This is a genomic window from Prevotella micans F0438 (assembly GCF_000243035.1).
GTDB lineage: Bacteria > Bacteroidota > Bacteroidia > Bacteroidales > Bacteroidaceae > Prevotella > Prevotella micans.
Window position 1 is genome coordinate 466980 of sequence record NZ_JH594522.1, and the last position, 14354, is coordinate 481333.

Consider the following 14354-nt stretch of genomic DNA (forward strand, 5'->3'; position numbering starts at 1 on the left):
TTTTTTATACTCCTATATGCCAACTAATATTATTCTTAAACTCATATATCCTATAAAGATTATAAACATACATATATTTCTTATTCGCAGAGATTCGGTAAACATTAAACATATATACGTTTTTAAATTAAAGACACTATATACATGATAACTATATATATTGTTTTAAACCGAAGAAGTTATTTGAATTATAAACACAGGTATGTTTTGCATTAAAGAATATCCTAAATGTTAAAACTGACATATGTTTTTATATCGCAGAGACTCTCCAGATACTAAACGCACATAAGTTTTACACCAAAGAGCCTCTTTAATATTAAATCGTACATATGTTTTTATATCACCGAGGCTCAACGATTGATAAACATACGTGCGTTTTAACCCAAAGAGTTTCTTGAAATGGAAAACGCACATATGTTTTAATATTCCAGAGACTCATTGATACTGAAACACACATGCGATTTAACACTAAAGAGACTCTTCGATGCAAAACACATATCAGTTTTATATTCAAAGAGTCTCTGGAGTTAAAAACACATGTGTGTTTTACTGCCAAATGGATTACATAAGTTAAAACATACATATGTTTATAATTCAAAGAATCGAAATGAACCATAAACATATGCTTGATTATATACTTAAATTATCTGGCACATGATTATACAAATCATGCTATAATTCAAAGTTTGAATTATATAAAAATCGCCTGTATATTTAGTTACTAAATAAATTATTCGGTCTATAGAGCTTTATTAATGGCCTATCTAATAATATCATTAATAATAAAAAGCGGCAGAACAACAATTCCGGATGTGTTCTGCCGCTTTTAAATATGATTGTCTCTTGAGTACTCAAACTCGGTGATGCTCAATTAGAATACTTATAATACGTTCAGCGCTTCTACCATCCCATCTGTCTGGAAGAGAAGATATCTTCCACTCTCCGGAAACCATTTTTCTAAGTTCGGAAGCGAGCTTTTCCGGCGATTCACCAACAAGAACATTAGTGCCTTGCTTCACCGTTTCTATATGCTCGGTATAACTATTTAACGTTATACATGGAACACCATTAAAGGTTGCTTCTTCGGCTACATTTCCCGAATCGGTGACTATCCCGAGTGCATGTTCGGTGATATAACCGAACTCCAAATAGCTTAGCGGATTGATAAATTTAAATCTGTCGCCGAGCTCAATGTCTAACGACTTGATGGTTCGCACAGCTTCTCCACGCAATGGAGCAATTACGATAGTATCGCCCGTAGAGCTAATAAGCGCTGTTAGCATTCGAGTCAGATTTTCCTTGTCGCTTAGTAGCGCTTTGCGGTTTAGGGTGAAAACAATATATCGGTGAGCCTGTAGATTGAGGTGTTTGGTTTCCGTTATGACGTCGAACGACAAATGTTCGCGCCTGCTCTTATTGTATCTAATGTTGTCGATGAGGATGTTTCCTACCATATAAACCTTAGATAACTCTGCGCCCTCCTTGTTAGCGATGCTATTATTGCTGAATCCGGCTGTGAAAAGAATGTCCGACAGTCCGTCAATAACAAGTCTGTTGATTTCTTTAGGCATATTGATATCGAAGGAGCGAGTTCCGGCCGAAATATGAGCCAAAGTTATTGATTGCTTCTTGGTTACGATTGCGGCGGCCATCGTCGAGGCTAAATCATCTACAACTATAACCGTGTCTGTCGGGTGATTTTGCAAATAGAGTTCAAACTTCGACATCACCTGCCCTGTAAGCTCATTGAGGTTCTCGCATTCCACCCCTAGGAAAGTATTCGGAGGAGCAATTTGGAGGTCGTCGAAAAGTTCGGGCTCGAGCGTAGGGTCGGATTGAGTTCCGGCATACACCAGGGAGTAGTGTATGCCGGAGTTTTGCTTGCCTTCGATGGCTCTGATGATAGGCGCAACCTTCATGAAGTTAGGGCGTGCGCCGCAGAAGACACATATATTCATGCTTTACTTGGTTTCTTTGAACATTTCTTTTATCCCGCCGACCGAACCAAGGAGGGATGAGGCCTCGAAAGGAAGGTAAACGGTTTTTTGATTGTTGTTTTTAGCCAATTCAGCAAGCATTTGGATGTATTTCTGTGCGATTAGATAGTTGGCCGGGTTAGTACTTTGCCCAACGGCTTGCGTAATCTTGTCGATTGCCACTGCCTCAGCCTCGGCCTTTCGTATCCTTGCCTGCGCTTGCCCTTCGGCGATAAGAATTTGTTGCTGTTTGTCGGCTTCGGCGCGATTTATCGTGGATGCTTTTTCTCCTTCTGACTTGAGGATGGCAGCTTGCTTCTCTCCTTCACTGGTAAGAATAGTTGCTCTTTTGTTTCGTTCGGCCTGCATCTGCTTCTCCATGGCCTGCGACACGCTTTCCGGAGGGGTGATGTCTTGCAGCTCAACGCGATTCACCTTTATCCCCCATTTGTTGGTTGCATCATCTAGCACGGCGCGGAGCTTAGTGTTGATTGTGTCGCGAGAAGTTAGCGTTTGATCGAGTTCCATCTCCCCGATGATGTTTCGCAGAGTTGTTTGTGTGAGCTTCTCAATAGCATTGGGTAGGTTATTGATTTCATACACGGCCTTGAAAGGGTCAACGATCTGGAAATACAGCAGTGCGTTTATCTGCATCTGTATGTTGTCCTTTGTAATGACGTTCTGCCGGTCGAAATCATAGACCTGCTCTCGTAAATCAATCGTATTTGTGTATGTGTATCGTCCGTTCTTCATCGCCACAATTGTTTTTGCGCGGTCCATAAACGGAATGATTAGATTCACACCCGGTTGCAGGGTTGCATGATAGCGACCAAGTCGCTCAATGATTCTCGTTTCGCTCTGCGAGATGATGACAAGTGCTTTTTTCGCGAAAATAATCACTAAAAGAATGATTGTGATTAGAATAATTGTTGTTACTGGCATTTGAATATGATGTTTGATGCATGGATTCAACAGCGAAACCATGCGATTAATAAATTTGCTATTCTTTTTCAACGGTGAGGATGATTGAATCTATTCGGAGAACGCGAACTTTAGCTCCGACATCGATTCCGTTGTTACCGGAAGCCTGGGCCTTCCATGAATCACCATCTATTTGGACACGTCCAAAGCCGTCGGCGGCAATGGCTTCTGTTACAACCCCTGTTCGACCGACAATCGCATCTGCGTTACTCAATCGTTTATTAACATCGCGATGGAAAAACTTTAGCGCCATAGGTCGAACGTAAAAAACGCTAACTAGCGAAACTATGGCGAAAACTATAACTTGAATTACTATGCTGTCACTGAATGCAGAGGCTATCGCACCACCTACACAACCAGCTCCGAGACTGATGATGAAGAAGTCGCCACTTGTAAGCTCGAGAACCAAGCATAATAAACTAATCAAAGCCCAAATGAGCCACACGTTGTCGGATATGAAACCTATCATATTGTATGTATAAAAGGTGAATTTTGCGGATGTAAAGGTAAGTAGATGTTCGTAATTAATAGCTCCTAAATTTATATGCTTTCCCTAGTAATACTGATACCGGGAATAACAAAAAAAGAGCTCGGCAATTGGGCCGGGCTCTTTTGGATTTATTACAATTACATAGTATCATCGGTTGATGATTACCTTCTTTCCACCTTTTATATATACACCCTTGCGAGGATTGATAACCCGACGTCCTGATAGGTCGTAAATTCGGTCATCGGTTGCCGGATTATTGGCAGATTGAATCTCTTCAATTCCATTGACAACGTTTATCTCAACTTCCTCCGTGCCGCGCGACTCGCCCTTATCATAAACAGCCGTGACCAAGTATCGGTGTTTGCCTACGGCTTGAATATCACGATAATTTGTTTGAGTAATAGGGACGGCGTTAAGCTTCTGGCCGTCACGATAGATGTTATATCCCTTGAGAACTATGTGTTGTTCCGCCAGCGAGTCGGGTACGAATGTTATTTCGTCGAGTAAAGTTGCAAATCCGTCTTCGGATGTGGAAACGATGGCGAAATATTTGGTTCCGTCGGGCAGAGCATATTGTGCCTGACTCCATACAGCGGGTACAACGTGATTTGATTCAAGGATTGTGAAATCTTTTCTTTCGAATCCTGTTGTGGAATACATCACATTGTAGGTTTCGTTCTTGGAGCCTTTGAATGATTTCTCCCAAAGCGTGATAGATTGTTCTGTGCCGGGAAGTTCGGGCGAAACTAGCCAGTTCTCATTGATGCTGTAAGTACCTCCAAAGCTAACAAGGACTTTATTTCCGTCGTAACCCTTCCAAGCTGGATTGCAAGCAGGGGTGGTGGCTGAGTAGTCGAAAACAGTCCATGCCTGTGCTTGTCCCATACCTGGGAAGTCGGTGTTATTGAGTCCGTACACGCTGTGGTTATCTACATCGTAAGTTATCCAATCACCGAATCCTCTAGTTATGAAATTATCGTATTGTTCAAAACTTTCCGTGACTTGTTCGTCGGCTGCCCGTGGTGCTAGAGGGGCTTTCCAGGTAATTATAGTACCCGAGGTATTGTCAGTTCCTAATTCTCGTGGAGCCGGATATGCAGGGTATTTCACAGTCAGCATGATGGTGTCGCTAGTGTTATTAGCTATGTTTTCATCCTTATCGTAGTTGAGTATAAGTGCAACAGGTATCTGAGGTTTGGCGGTGATAGATGGAGTGAACGATATGGCCACACTAGATGTCTCTCCGGCCTCTATGGATGGTCCCTGGATAGATGCCATTTTAGTTTGCCCGCTGTGTAGCTCGAGTGTATAATCAGTAGCACGCTCGGAGCCGTAGTTGGTTATTTTGGCATTAAAGGTCACGGGCTGACCAGTACGCAGACGGACAGGGAATTCTGTCGATTTGAGTTCCAGATCACTACTTTTTCTATCGTATACTCTGATATTATCAATATAGATATTACTGTTTTTGTCAGTTCCCTTATAGTCGAAACTGACTTGGATGAACTTGCTACCTTTATAGTTAGTGAGAGGTATCTCGACTTTTATCCACTGTTTCAGTTTATCGACATCGTCAATATTGATTATTCGTACTTCTTCAGGTGAAGCATATTCCTTGGAGACCATAATTTTAAAGATGTCGGACGTTGGCGTATGTGTACGATAGTAGAATGAAAGAATGGGCTCTGTAGCATTACCTAGATTGATTAGTCCACTTTGTAAGGTGGACCATTCACCAGCTTTCATAGGAGTAAATCCGACGAATCCCTTATCGTTATCCTGTGCAAATTTGGCCGCATCAGATGATACAGTCCAACGGCTTAAGTTATCGTAATCTACCCACCAGAACTTCGACATCTTTCCTCCCTTAAAGGATTCATAAAATGGGAGCGTATAGGGTTTTCCCGTTACAACAACATTAGATGATGTTCGCTTACTATCGCCACCCAAATTGGTTGCATAAACATTATACCAAAGCAGGGTTTGTTCTTCGCCTACGGTTGGAGTATCTTCATAGCTTGTTGCGAACAGATTGCCTGCTATGACTCCTTCTTTATTGCGTTGCAGCGAATAGGTTATCGCAGTAGGGTCTATATAGTTACCAGTTTCACCGGTTGTTACTTTATCCCATGACAGAATAGCTTTCTGTCCGTTATAAACAAGATTCAGACTGTTCACAGCACTAGGTGTATCTACTCCAACAAACAGATCGACACTCATAGCTGTTCCATCACCCGCGGTGTTATATGGAGTTATGATATATGTGTGCTTGCCATTGGCTGGAGAATTATCCACGTAACTTAGTTCCTGTCCCGGTGTCGGTGTCGTAAAAGTATGAATGAGGATACTGTCACGCACAAGTTCGATTTTATCGAGCGATGACAAAGTATGACCAGTCTGGGTCTTTGTTGGTGCCTTAAAACTGATTGTTGCTTGCAGTGCCCCACCACTGGCAGCAACCGCAGTCAAGTCGGTCACCCCCATTGGAGACTGTTTATCATGTCCTTGGGTAACCTTTATATCATAGATTGCTAACGCTCCTGTATTAAGCTCCGAAGTAGTTTTATAGTGCCAACCGATATAGTAATCCCCGTTACGTGTCACGGTGAACGTTTTTTTTATTGTCTGTTCGCTCCCCGATTCCCCCGGTGCAGTTTCTTCACCTACAATTTCCTTAAGCATTCCTGCAACAGTATTCGTAAGCCCCATCTTCACCTCATATTTCTCTTGAACAGATGCAGAATAACCACTTATCGTATAAGTCAGCTCATAAGTCTTTCCAGCCTTTAAAGGCAGTGCGGGAGTAATCAACCAATCGTTTGCATCTTGCGAACGCTCACAATTGGCTGCCTTAAACAATTGGTCTAATGTAAATGTTTCAGAATCTCCATTGTCATCGATAACTGTAAATCTGCTGAAGCCCTCTTCCGTATCGAAGGTCTCCTCGAATGGTAGTTGCACATTTTGTGCATAACTATACATCGGCAATGTCAATAATATTGTCGACAATAATCTTGAAAATGATTTCATATCATGCTTGTTATATTTGAAATTATATTTAGGGTTCTCACTAACATTCTTATCGTGTTTTTTGATGTCGCGCAAAGGTATATTCAAATATCTAGAATTTCAAACTTTTTGTAATTCTTATTCCAAAGAACAAAATGGGATGCTTCTCCAAAAACTTTGAGAAGCATCCCTTAAAACTGCAAAGACATTTTTGTAAAAATATGAGTCAGACCATCTTTGCAGTAGATTTAATCGTTTTATCGATGTCAAAGTTAAGGAAAGTAGTTGTGATATTTATCGGCAATCAGAACGTAAAAACAATTTATACCAATTGTTAAGCCTATACTTGAAAAAAGGCGCCTCTATATCAACAATTCAAAAGTACGGCCGAAAAGATAACATCTCCAATTTGTAAAAAAAGTTACACATACCGCATATAGGTGTACTTTCCGTGTTTTTAAATAAAAACTTGTGAGAACAAACCTAATACTCTACCTTTGCATCGTGTTTGAGTCAGGTTATTCCTAATAACCATATTTTCCTTTGGAAGGATGGGTGAGTGGCTGAAACCAGCAGTTTGCTAAACTGCCGTACGTGTTAACGTACCGGGGGTTCGAATCCCCCTCCTTCCGCTCTTTGAAACTTAATCAAACGCAATGATTTCTTTAAGAATAAATGGTCGGTTCATCTAACGGTTAGGATACAAGATTCTCAATCTTGGCATACGAGTTCGATTCTCGTACCGACTACGAATCAAAAGAGGATGTGATAAAAACAAGCACATCCTCTTTTTGTATATAATACGTTTTTGTACATAACACAATAGGAACTGTGACTGTCCTATACGTGTATTATCAAAAGTCCGATTCTCTTCTTGAGAATCGGACTTTATTATTTCACTGCAAAGAATATTTTATCGGATAATAACAAACTCTGAATAAAATCTTGTGTTCTAAACAATCGTATATAAAAAATCGAGTTAGGAAATGTATAGAGCGATTATGCTATGAGAGCATTAGCTATACATTCATATTACTTTTCGAATGGGCGATCAATTATTGGAAGCGGACGATCGATAACTGCATTATATGAGATTGTACTATCGCTGCGTGATAATCCTAGGGGTTGAAGTTTATCGTGTATAATATTCAACAGATGATGATTGTTAAACGCATATAACTTCACGAATAAATCGTACTGACCTGTAGTATAATGAGCCTCCACGATTTCGGGGATGCGTTTTAGAGCTTCTACTACTTCATCGAATTTTTCAGGATTCCGGAGATTCAAACCAATAAAAGCGCAGGTTTCATAGCCTATCTTCTCAGGGTCTATTACGAATTGGGAACCTTTAATGATTCCTAGATTTACAAGTTTCTGAATGCGCTGATGAATTGCTGCTCCACTGACATTGCAAATACGAGCTACTTCTAGGAATGGGATACGAGCGTCTTCTGCTATTAGACGCAATATTTTCTTATCAAGATTATCTAAACTTCTATGTGCCATTGTTATTACTTTTTTGACGCAAAAATACAATAAACTGACTTTCTTACAGGTTGTGTTTTTTTGTTTTGTTTTAATTTACAACTTTTTAAAAAGTAAATCTATCTTTTTGGCTTTGTCACCGCTGCATAGTTTACGTTGAGGACATTTGCTTCACGGAGGATTTGTTTTAAATCTATTATTAATCCCATGTTTGTGTTTTGGTCGGCTCTGATGCTAACCAGCATTGCTTTGCGTTCTTCAGGGCTCATGGAGTTTCGCTCTCTCACCAAGGACTGTTTGATATCGTTGAGCGAAACCAGCTTGTCGTTGAGTTGTATTTTTGTTTCGCTACTTACGACTTGTCCTGTTTCGCCGAGAGGCTTGCCGATATATATATAGGATACGGTTGATTTCTTTGTGAGATTGGTTAATTCTGTGCCTACGGGGACTTGATATTTAACCTTTATGGAGGCTTTTCGCATGTGCGTGACAAGCATGAAGAAGAAAAGAATAGTGAAAATCAAATCGGGCAATGAGGCGGTGTTCAATGCCGGGATTGCGTGATTGTGGCGACGATAAAGACTCATTGCTTCGGGTTTCCTCCTTTCGATGTTTCATTAGTCGAAGGCTCGTAGACTTCGGATATTCTTATCGGGATTTCGTTATTGATTTGTGCTTGCTGTTCAGGAGAGCACAATTCGTAGGTTTTGCCGAAGGTTCGAGCGGCTCGTTGATTGCGCAAGATGTTATAAGCGGAGATTATTTCGTTCTGGAGTTGGAAATAAGAGTTGTAGGCCGACTTCCGATTGGCTTCGAGCTGGATGATGTGTTTCTTTTCGTTTCTCTGAACGAATTCCTTCACCCGCGGTTTAATTTGCGACAAGGGGATTGGTTTCTCATCGAGCACGAATTTATTATTTTCTGTTATTCGGAAAATCATGATATGCCTGCTGTCAACCATTTGTTGTTCTTTCTTTGTTTTATCGATGGGTGGAAGTTGGTGCGACAATCCTTTGTCGACATCCATCGAGGTTGTAACCAGAAACAGTATCAGCAGCATGAATGAAATATCGGCCGTCGACGAAGTATTCAGTCCCGGAACTGTTTTTCGGTTGTGCTTACGAAACAGCATTTTCTCTTTACCTCCGTTCTTTTCGTTTATATCTTGTTGCTCCGAAAAGCACGGCCAGAATTGCGACGAAAAGCATAACGAGTGAAGAATAGACGAACATATCCGATGTTTTCAGCCAGAATACGTCTGAAAATCCTATGCCATTCACCGTCAGTTTCTCGGAAGAGCCCAACAAAAACGTAGCTACCATACACAGAACCGTTGCAGCACTAACTCCCACGGCGATTTTCCGTTCAGGAACCCCGTTTGTCATTCCATCCGATTGTCCGGTTTTCCTGATAGTCTTAATCAGCGACACAACCGCCGCTACCGTTGCCGCTACCGTCATTATCACCATCAGCCACAGCAGTACGTCGGTGAGTAAAGGCGCGTTGAAAGTAGGATTCCCTGAGAACGGCATTTCGAATCCAACAAGATAGAACGCTATGAAAACCACCGTCACGATTCCCACCATTCCGTAAAGAATCGTTCTGGAGACACGTTCCTCACTCCATTTCTTTTTATCCATTCTCATTTCGAAAGTTTGTATTTCATGATTGAGTCGAGCAGCGATATGGCCGATTCTTCCATCTGTGCTGTTAGGTGTTCGATTTTCGAAAGAATATAATTGTAGAACACCTGCAGAACCAGAGCCACGATGATACCGAAGATGGTTGTTATCAATGCCACTTTCATACCCGCCGCAACGATTGTCGGACTAATATCTCCGGCCTGTTGAATTCTGTCGAAAGCCATAACCATTCCGATAACCGTTCCGAGGAATCCCAACGACGGCGCCATCGCGATGAACAGCGTAATCCACGAGCATCCTTTCTCCAGATTTGCACTCTGAACGCCCCCGTAGGAAGTGACGCTCCGTTCGATATCTTCAATGCTGTCCTCGATTCGAAGCAGACCTTGATAGCATATCGAGGCTACCGGTCCGCGCGTATTTCGGCTTAAATCTTTAGCTCCTTCGATGTCTTGTTTATCGATTTTCGCCTCCAGGTCGTTCATAAATTTCTTTGCGTTTATTTCAGAAAGACTGAGATAGATTATCCGCTCGATGCAAAACGCCAATCCGAGCACCAGCGCCAAGGCTACCAACGACATGAATCCGGCGCTACCTTCGATGAATTTCGTTTTCAGGAACTGGTGTACTCCGGTATTCTCTCCTGCATTGGGTGTCGATTTCGTTTCGGCCTCATCCACTACCCCGGTATCGTCCAGGGCGTCGTCTGCGAGCGTATCGACAACAGTTTTAGTTGCAGCATTTCCTCCCGTTTTTTGAGCAAGCGAGGGGGTGGGCAGCGAAATACCAAAGAGAGTTATCATTGCAAGTGTCGCAATCAGATTCTTCATAAGTGTAAGCTTGTTAGATGTTCTTTTAAAAATAAATAGCAGATAATCCATCTGCCTAAGCAATCATTATTCTAGTCGCAAAGGTAAGTAGATGTTCACAATAAACAACTCCCGGATTTGCACCGCCCGAGTCGAAGTTTATTTTAAACCGAAATCACGTTACAATAGGAGATAAAAACAGATTGAAGATACCCTCACACTTTGCGCCGGGAACCTCCAAGCCGGTTTTATTGCTGATGAACATTACGCCGGGAGCCTCCAAGCCAGTTTTATTGCCGGCGAACTTTGCGACAGGAACCTCCGAGATGTTTTTATAGCCTTCGCAACTTACAACAGCAAATAACAATAGGTTGAGGATGCTTTCGCAGCCCTCGACGAGACATAAAATTAAGTTCCGGACGCTTTTGCAACTTACAATAAGACATAGAACTCGGTTCCGGAACCCTTTGCAACTTACGAAGAGAGTTACAAAGTAGTTTTTATAGCTATCGCACTTTGCAACGAGGATTACAAAACCGGTTTTATAACTATCGCATTTTGCGACAGGACGACGAATACCTTTTCTATCCGATTGAAAAATGTTTTTATATAATAATCTATCAGCTAGCCTATTACATTAATTATGGAAAATATTCGTCACACTGATGAATATTTTCCATAGACTATGGAAAATTATCGTTACTATAAATTATTTATTCCATAACCTATGGAATACTATCGACACTATAGCCAGCTGATTCAATAGTCTATGGAAAAATATAGTTTATATAGATTGTTAATTCCATAGGTTATGGAAAATACTCGTTAGTATAACTAACTAATTCCATAGGCGATGGAAAACACATTCTAGTATGATTAATAATCTCACTATACTATTGAAAAGACATTTCAATAGTATTGATATTTCTAATATTACATTGAAATATCATTTTATATCGGTATTTACAAGAAATATAACATGGAAAATACAATCTGATATAATTTATATATTCAATAATCTATGTAAACATCTAGTCTATATGCTTTTATATAAAAATATTTTTCAATCGGATAGAAAATGTCTTCGTCGTCCCGTTGCAAAGTGCGATAGATATAAAACCGGTTTTTAGATTCCCGTTGCAAAGTGCAATAACTATAAGAACAACTTTGTAACTCTCTTCGTAAGTTGCAAAGGGTTCCGGAACCGAGTTCTATGTCTCATCGAGAGTTGCAAAAGCGTCCGGAACTTAATTTTATGTCTCGTCGAGGGCTGCGAAAGCATCCTCAACCTATTGTTATTTGCTGTTGTAAGTTGCGAAGGCTATAAAAACATCTCGGAGGCTCCTGTCGCAAAGTTCGTCAGCAATGAAACCGGCTTGGAGGCTCCCGGCGTAATGTTCGACAGGTGAGAGAACGGCCTGCCGATAGGAAAAGATTCTTTCGATTGGGAGGAAAATAAAAAAGGGTTGCCGCTCGATTTGTGCGACAACCCTCTGGGATTCTTAAGAGAACTAATTTACCTGTAGAGAATACCTATTTTAGTTCGTTGACCAAATTCAATTAGTTGAAAGAAGATGCTCGGCCATGTTGGCAGCAGCTCGGCGACCGTCGCCCATGGCGAGTATTACGGTTGCGCCACCGCGAACAATGTCGCCGCCGGCATAGATTTCCTGACGCGAACTTTGCATCTGGTCGTTCACGGCTATAGTATTCTTGCGACCGAGTTCCAATCCTTCGATAGAGTTCGGAACGAGCGGATTGGGCGATACGCCGACTGCAACGATGACCTGGTCGCACTCCATGGTTATGGTTCGACCGGTTGTTTGCGGACTTCGACGACCGCTTGCATCGGGTTCGCCAAGTTCCATCACGTCGAGCACGCATGCGCAAACGCGTCCATTCTCATCGGCTTTATATTCTTTCGGATTATGGAGCGTTAGGAAGTTTATTCCTTCTTCCTTGGCATGTTTAACCTCCTCGAGTCGAGCGGGCATTTCGGCTTCAGAGCGACGATAAACCAGGGTTACATCAGCTCCGAGACGCTTGGCGGTTCGGCATGAGTCCATGGCCGTATTTCCGCCGCCCACAACGATTACTTTCTTGCCTATGATGATTGGTGTGTCGGTTTCGGGATTGGCGGCGTCCATGAGGTTCACGCGGGTGAGATATTCGTTGCTCGACATGATGTTGATGCTGTTTTCGCCCGGGATGCCCATGAAGTTGGGAAGACCGGCGCCCGAACCTACGAAAATACCCTTGAAGCCTTTTTGTTTGAGCTCGTCGACGGAGATTGTTTTGCCGATGATTGTATCGGTTTGGAAGTGTACGCCCATCTTGCGGAGGTTATCCACTTCGACTTCGACGATTCTGTTGGGGAGTCGGAATTCGGGGATACCGTATTTAAGTACGCCGCCTATTTCGTGGAGTGCTTCGAAAACATAGACTTCAAATCCGCGCTTCACCATGTCGCCCGCAAAACTCAATCCGGCAGGACCTGAGCCTACAACGGCCACCTTGATTCCGTTAGATGGTTCAACTTCAGGCAGAGCCATCTGTCCGCTCTCGCGCTCATAGTCGGCTGCGAATCGCTCGAGATAGCCTATGGCAACAGCGGGTTCTTTCATCTTGAGGTGTATGCACTGGCTTTCGCATTGCTTTTCCTGTGGGCAAACTCTACCGCATACGGCGGGCAGAGCCGATGTGTTTTTGAGAACTTTGGCAGCCGAGAGGAAGTCGCCCCGTTCGATGTTCTTGATGAAGCTGGGGATGTTGATGTTAACCGGGCAACCTTCAACGCAAGTTGGTTTGGCACAGTCGAGGCATCGTTTGGCCTCAACGATTGCCATTTCGGGCGTCAGTCCTTCGTTTACTTCTTCGAGTCGAGTTGTGGCTCGATATTCGGCATCGAGTTCTGGCATCTGAACGCGTTCTATTTCGGTGCGTTCCTTTGGTTTCATCGATTTACGAAGCTCGGCTCGCCATGGCGCATTGCGGTCGATTAGTTCGGCTATGGCTACGGGAGCTTTGGGTTCTTCGCTTGTGGTCGAGGTCGACTCCGAAGTACTTTCGGTTTGCAATCCGGCTGCGGGGATGGCGCTCTTACGTTCCATCTCTTCGCGCTCAACGCCTTTGAAGGTTCCCATTCGTTTGAACATTTCGTCCCAGTCAACGAGGTCGCCGTTGAATTCAGGACCGTCGATGCAAACGAACTTTGTTTTGCCTCCGATGGTTAGTCGACAGGCGCCGCACATTCCGGTTCCGTCCACCATGATGGTGTTTAGCGAGACGTCGTTCGGGATACCGTATTTCTTGGCGAGCAGGGATGTGAACTTCATCATTATCGGCGGACCGATGGCGAGCACCTTGTCTACGTGTTCGCGCTGGATAACCTCTTCCACTCCCACGGTTATTACACCTTTTTTTCCATACGAGCCGTCGTCGGTCATTATAATAACCTCGTCGGAATATTTGGCCACGTCGTCAACCATTATAACCAGTTCTTTTGTTCGTCCGGCAAGCACGGATATAACCCTGTTGCCTGCTTTCTTGAGAGCTGTTAGGATTGGAAGGATGGCGGCGATGCCTATTCCTCCGCCGGCGCAGATAACCGTACCGTAGTTTTCGATGTGCGATGGGTTTCCCAGCGGCCCTACGATGTCGGCAATTTCGTCGCCTACATTCATCTGGCATAGCTTGGTCGACGAGAGTCCCACTTCCTGAATAACCATCGTCAGAGTTCCTTTTTCGGGATTAGCTTTCGCGATGGTGTAGGGCACTCGTTCGCTGTTCTTGTCCACGCGAACGATGATGAAGTTGCCCGCTCTGCAACTGCTGGCAATAAGCGGTGCTTCCACTTCGATGCAATAAACTTTTTCAGAGAATTGCTCTTTACTAATAATCTTGTTCATGATAGTATTAATTGGATTCCCTCGCCGCACAAACGACTCGGGCTGTTTTT

10 protein-coding genes and 2 tRNA genes are annotated in these 14354 nt (G+C 42.9%); 2 read left to right on the forward strand and 10 right to left on the reverse strand.

The features are described from left to right. Nucleotides 1–851 precede the first annotated feature (851 nt). The 4 genes from HMPREF9140_RS06445 to HMPREF9140_RS06460 all read right to left on the reverse strand — a co-directional run bounded on the left by HMPREF9140_RS06445 (nucleotide 852) and on the right by HMPREF9140_RS06460 (nucleotide 6477). Nucleotides 852–1958 (reverse strand): UDP-N-acetyl glucosamine 2-epimerase, encoded by a 1107-nt coding sequence (locus tag HMPREF9140_RS06445; RefSeq protein WP_006952766.1) that lies wholly within the window; start codon nucleotides 1956–1958, stop codon nucleotides 852–854. 3 nt (nucleotides 1959–1961) lie between these two features. Then, nucleotides 1962–2918 carry an SPFH domain-containing protein gene (locus HMPREF9140_RS06450; protein ID WP_026253228.1) on the reverse strand — a complete coding sequence of 319 codons (957 nt, stop codon included), beginning with the start codon at nucleotides 2916–2918 and terminating at the stop codon, nucleotides 1962–1964. Between the two features lie 58 nt (nucleotides 2919–2976). Then, the gene (locus HMPREF9140_RS06455; RefSeq protein WP_006952768.1) at nucleotides 2977–3426 is read right to left on the reverse strand and encodes an NfeD family protein; all 450 of its coding nucleotides are present in this window, start codon (nucleotides 3424–3426) and stop codon (nucleotides 2977–2979) included. A 168-nt stretch (nucleotides 3427–3594) separates the two neighbouring features. Next, nucleotides 3595–6477, reverse strand: coding sequence for a choice-of-anchor J domain-containing protein (locus HMPREF9140_RS06460; protein WP_006952771.1), 2883 nt, complete (start codon nucleotides 6475–6477; stop codon nucleotides 3595–3597). A 524-nt stretch (nucleotides 6478–7001) separates the two neighbouring features. Between HMPREF9140_RS06460 and HMPREF9140_RS06465 the strand changes: the two genes are divergently transcribed. Beyond that, nucleotides 7002–7088: transfer RNA gene (locus HMPREF9140_RS06465), tRNA-Ser, on the forward strand. Nucleotides 7089–7133: 45 nt separating this feature from the next. Beyond that, nucleotides 7134–7205, forward strand: a tRNA-Glu gene (locus tag HMPREF9140_RS06470). A 283-nt stretch (nucleotides 7206–7488) separates the two neighbouring features. On the opposite strand, the gene HMPREF9140_RS06475 is transcribed toward HMPREF9140_RS06470, so the two are convergent. The 6 genes from HMPREF9140_RS06475 to HMPREF9140_RS06505 all read right to left on the reverse strand — a co-directional run bounded on the left by HMPREF9140_RS06475 (nucleotide 7489) and on the right by HMPREF9140_RS06505 (nucleotide 14304). Further along, nucleotides 7489–7965, reverse strand: a complete 477-nt coding sequence (locus HMPREF9140_RS06475; protein WP_006952773.1) for an Lrp/AsnC family transcriptional regulator — start codon at nucleotides 7963–7965, stop codon at nucleotides 7489–7491. A 98-nt stretch (nucleotides 7966–8063) separates the two neighbouring features. Continuing rightward, nucleotides 8064–8531, reverse strand: coding sequence for an ExbD/TolR family protein (locus HMPREF9140_RS06480; protein ID WP_006952774.1), 468 nt, complete (start codon nucleotides 8529–8531; stop codon nucleotides 8064–8066). After that, entirely contained in the window at nucleotides 8528–9076 is a 549-nt protein-coding gene (locus tag HMPREF9140_RS06485) for an ExbD/TolR family protein (RefSeq protein ID WP_006952777.1), read from the reverse strand. Before HMPREF9140_RS06485 ends, HMPREF9140_RS06480 begins: the two co-directional genes overlap by 4 nt. Nucleotides 9077–9083: 7 nt before the next feature. Beyond that, nucleotides 9084–9584, reverse strand: a complete 501-nt coding sequence (locus tag HMPREF9140_RS06490; RefSeq protein WP_006952779.1) for a hypothetical protein — start codon at nucleotides 9582–9584, stop codon at nucleotides 9084–9086. A 2-nt stretch (nucleotides 9585–9586) separates the two neighbouring features. Beyond that, nucleotides 9587–10417 carry a MotA/TolQ/ExbB proton channel family protein gene (locus tag HMPREF9140_RS06495; protein ID WP_025073385.1) on the reverse strand — a complete coding sequence of 277 codons (831 nt, stop codon included), beginning with the start codon at nucleotides 10415–10417 and terminating at the stop codon, nucleotides 9587–9589. Between the two features lie 1535 nt (nucleotides 10418–11952). Further along, nucleotides 11953–14304, reverse strand: coding sequence for a bifunctional dihydroorotate dehydrogenase B NAD binding subunit/NADPH-dependent glutamate synthase (locus HMPREF9140_RS06505; RefSeq protein ID WP_018571868.1), 2352 nt, complete (start codon nucleotides 14302–14304; stop codon nucleotides 11953–11955). Nucleotides 14305–14354: the final 50 nt, after the last annotated feature.

What these genes read in the sequence shown, in the direction of transcription:
- HMPREF9140_RS06495 (WP_025073385.1), bottom strand. Translation starts at nt 10,417, where the DNA reads ATGAAGAATCTGATTGCGACACTTGCAATGATAACTCTCTTTGGTATT.
- HMPREF9140_RS06450 (WP_026253228.1), bottom strand. Translation starts at nt 2,918, where the DNA reads ATGCCAGTAACAACAATTATTCTAATCACAATCATTCTTTTAGTGATT.
- HMPREF9140_RS06455 (WP_006952768.1), bottom strand. Translation starts at nt 3,426, where the DNA reads ATGATAGGTTTCATATCCGACAACGTGTGGCTCATTTGGGCTTTGATT.
- HMPREF9140_RS06490 (WP_006952779.1), bottom strand. Translation starts at nt 9,584, where the DNA reads ATGGATAAAAAGAAATGGAGTGAGGAACGTGTCTCCAGAACGATTCTT.
- HMPREF9140_RS06460 (WP_006952771.1), bottom strand. Translation starts at nt 6,477, where the DNA reads ATGAAATCATTTTCAAGATTATTGTCGACAATATTATTGACATTGCCG.
- HMPREF9140_RS06485 (WP_006952777.1), bottom strand. Translation starts at nt 9,076, where the DNA reads ATGCTGTTTCGTAAGCACAACCGAAAAACAGTTCCGGGACTGAATACT.
- HMPREF9140_RS06475 (WP_006952773.1), bottom strand. Translation starts at nt 7,965, where the DNA reads ATGGCACATAGAAGTTTAGATAATCTTGATAAGAAAATATTGCGTCTA.
- HMPREF9140_RS06445 (WP_006952766.1), bottom strand. Translation starts at nt 1,958, where the DNA reads ATGAATATATGTGTCTTCTGCGGCGCACGCCCTAACTTCATGAAGGTT.
- HMPREF9140_RS06505 (WP_018571868.1), bottom strand. Translation starts at nt 14,304, where the DNA reads ATGAACAAGATTATTAGTAAAGAGCAATTCTCTGAAAAAGTTTATTGC.
- HMPREF9140_RS06480 (WP_006952774.1), bottom strand. Translation starts at nt 8,531, where the DNA reads ATGAGTCTTTATCGTCGCCACAATCACGCAATCCCGGCATTGAACACC.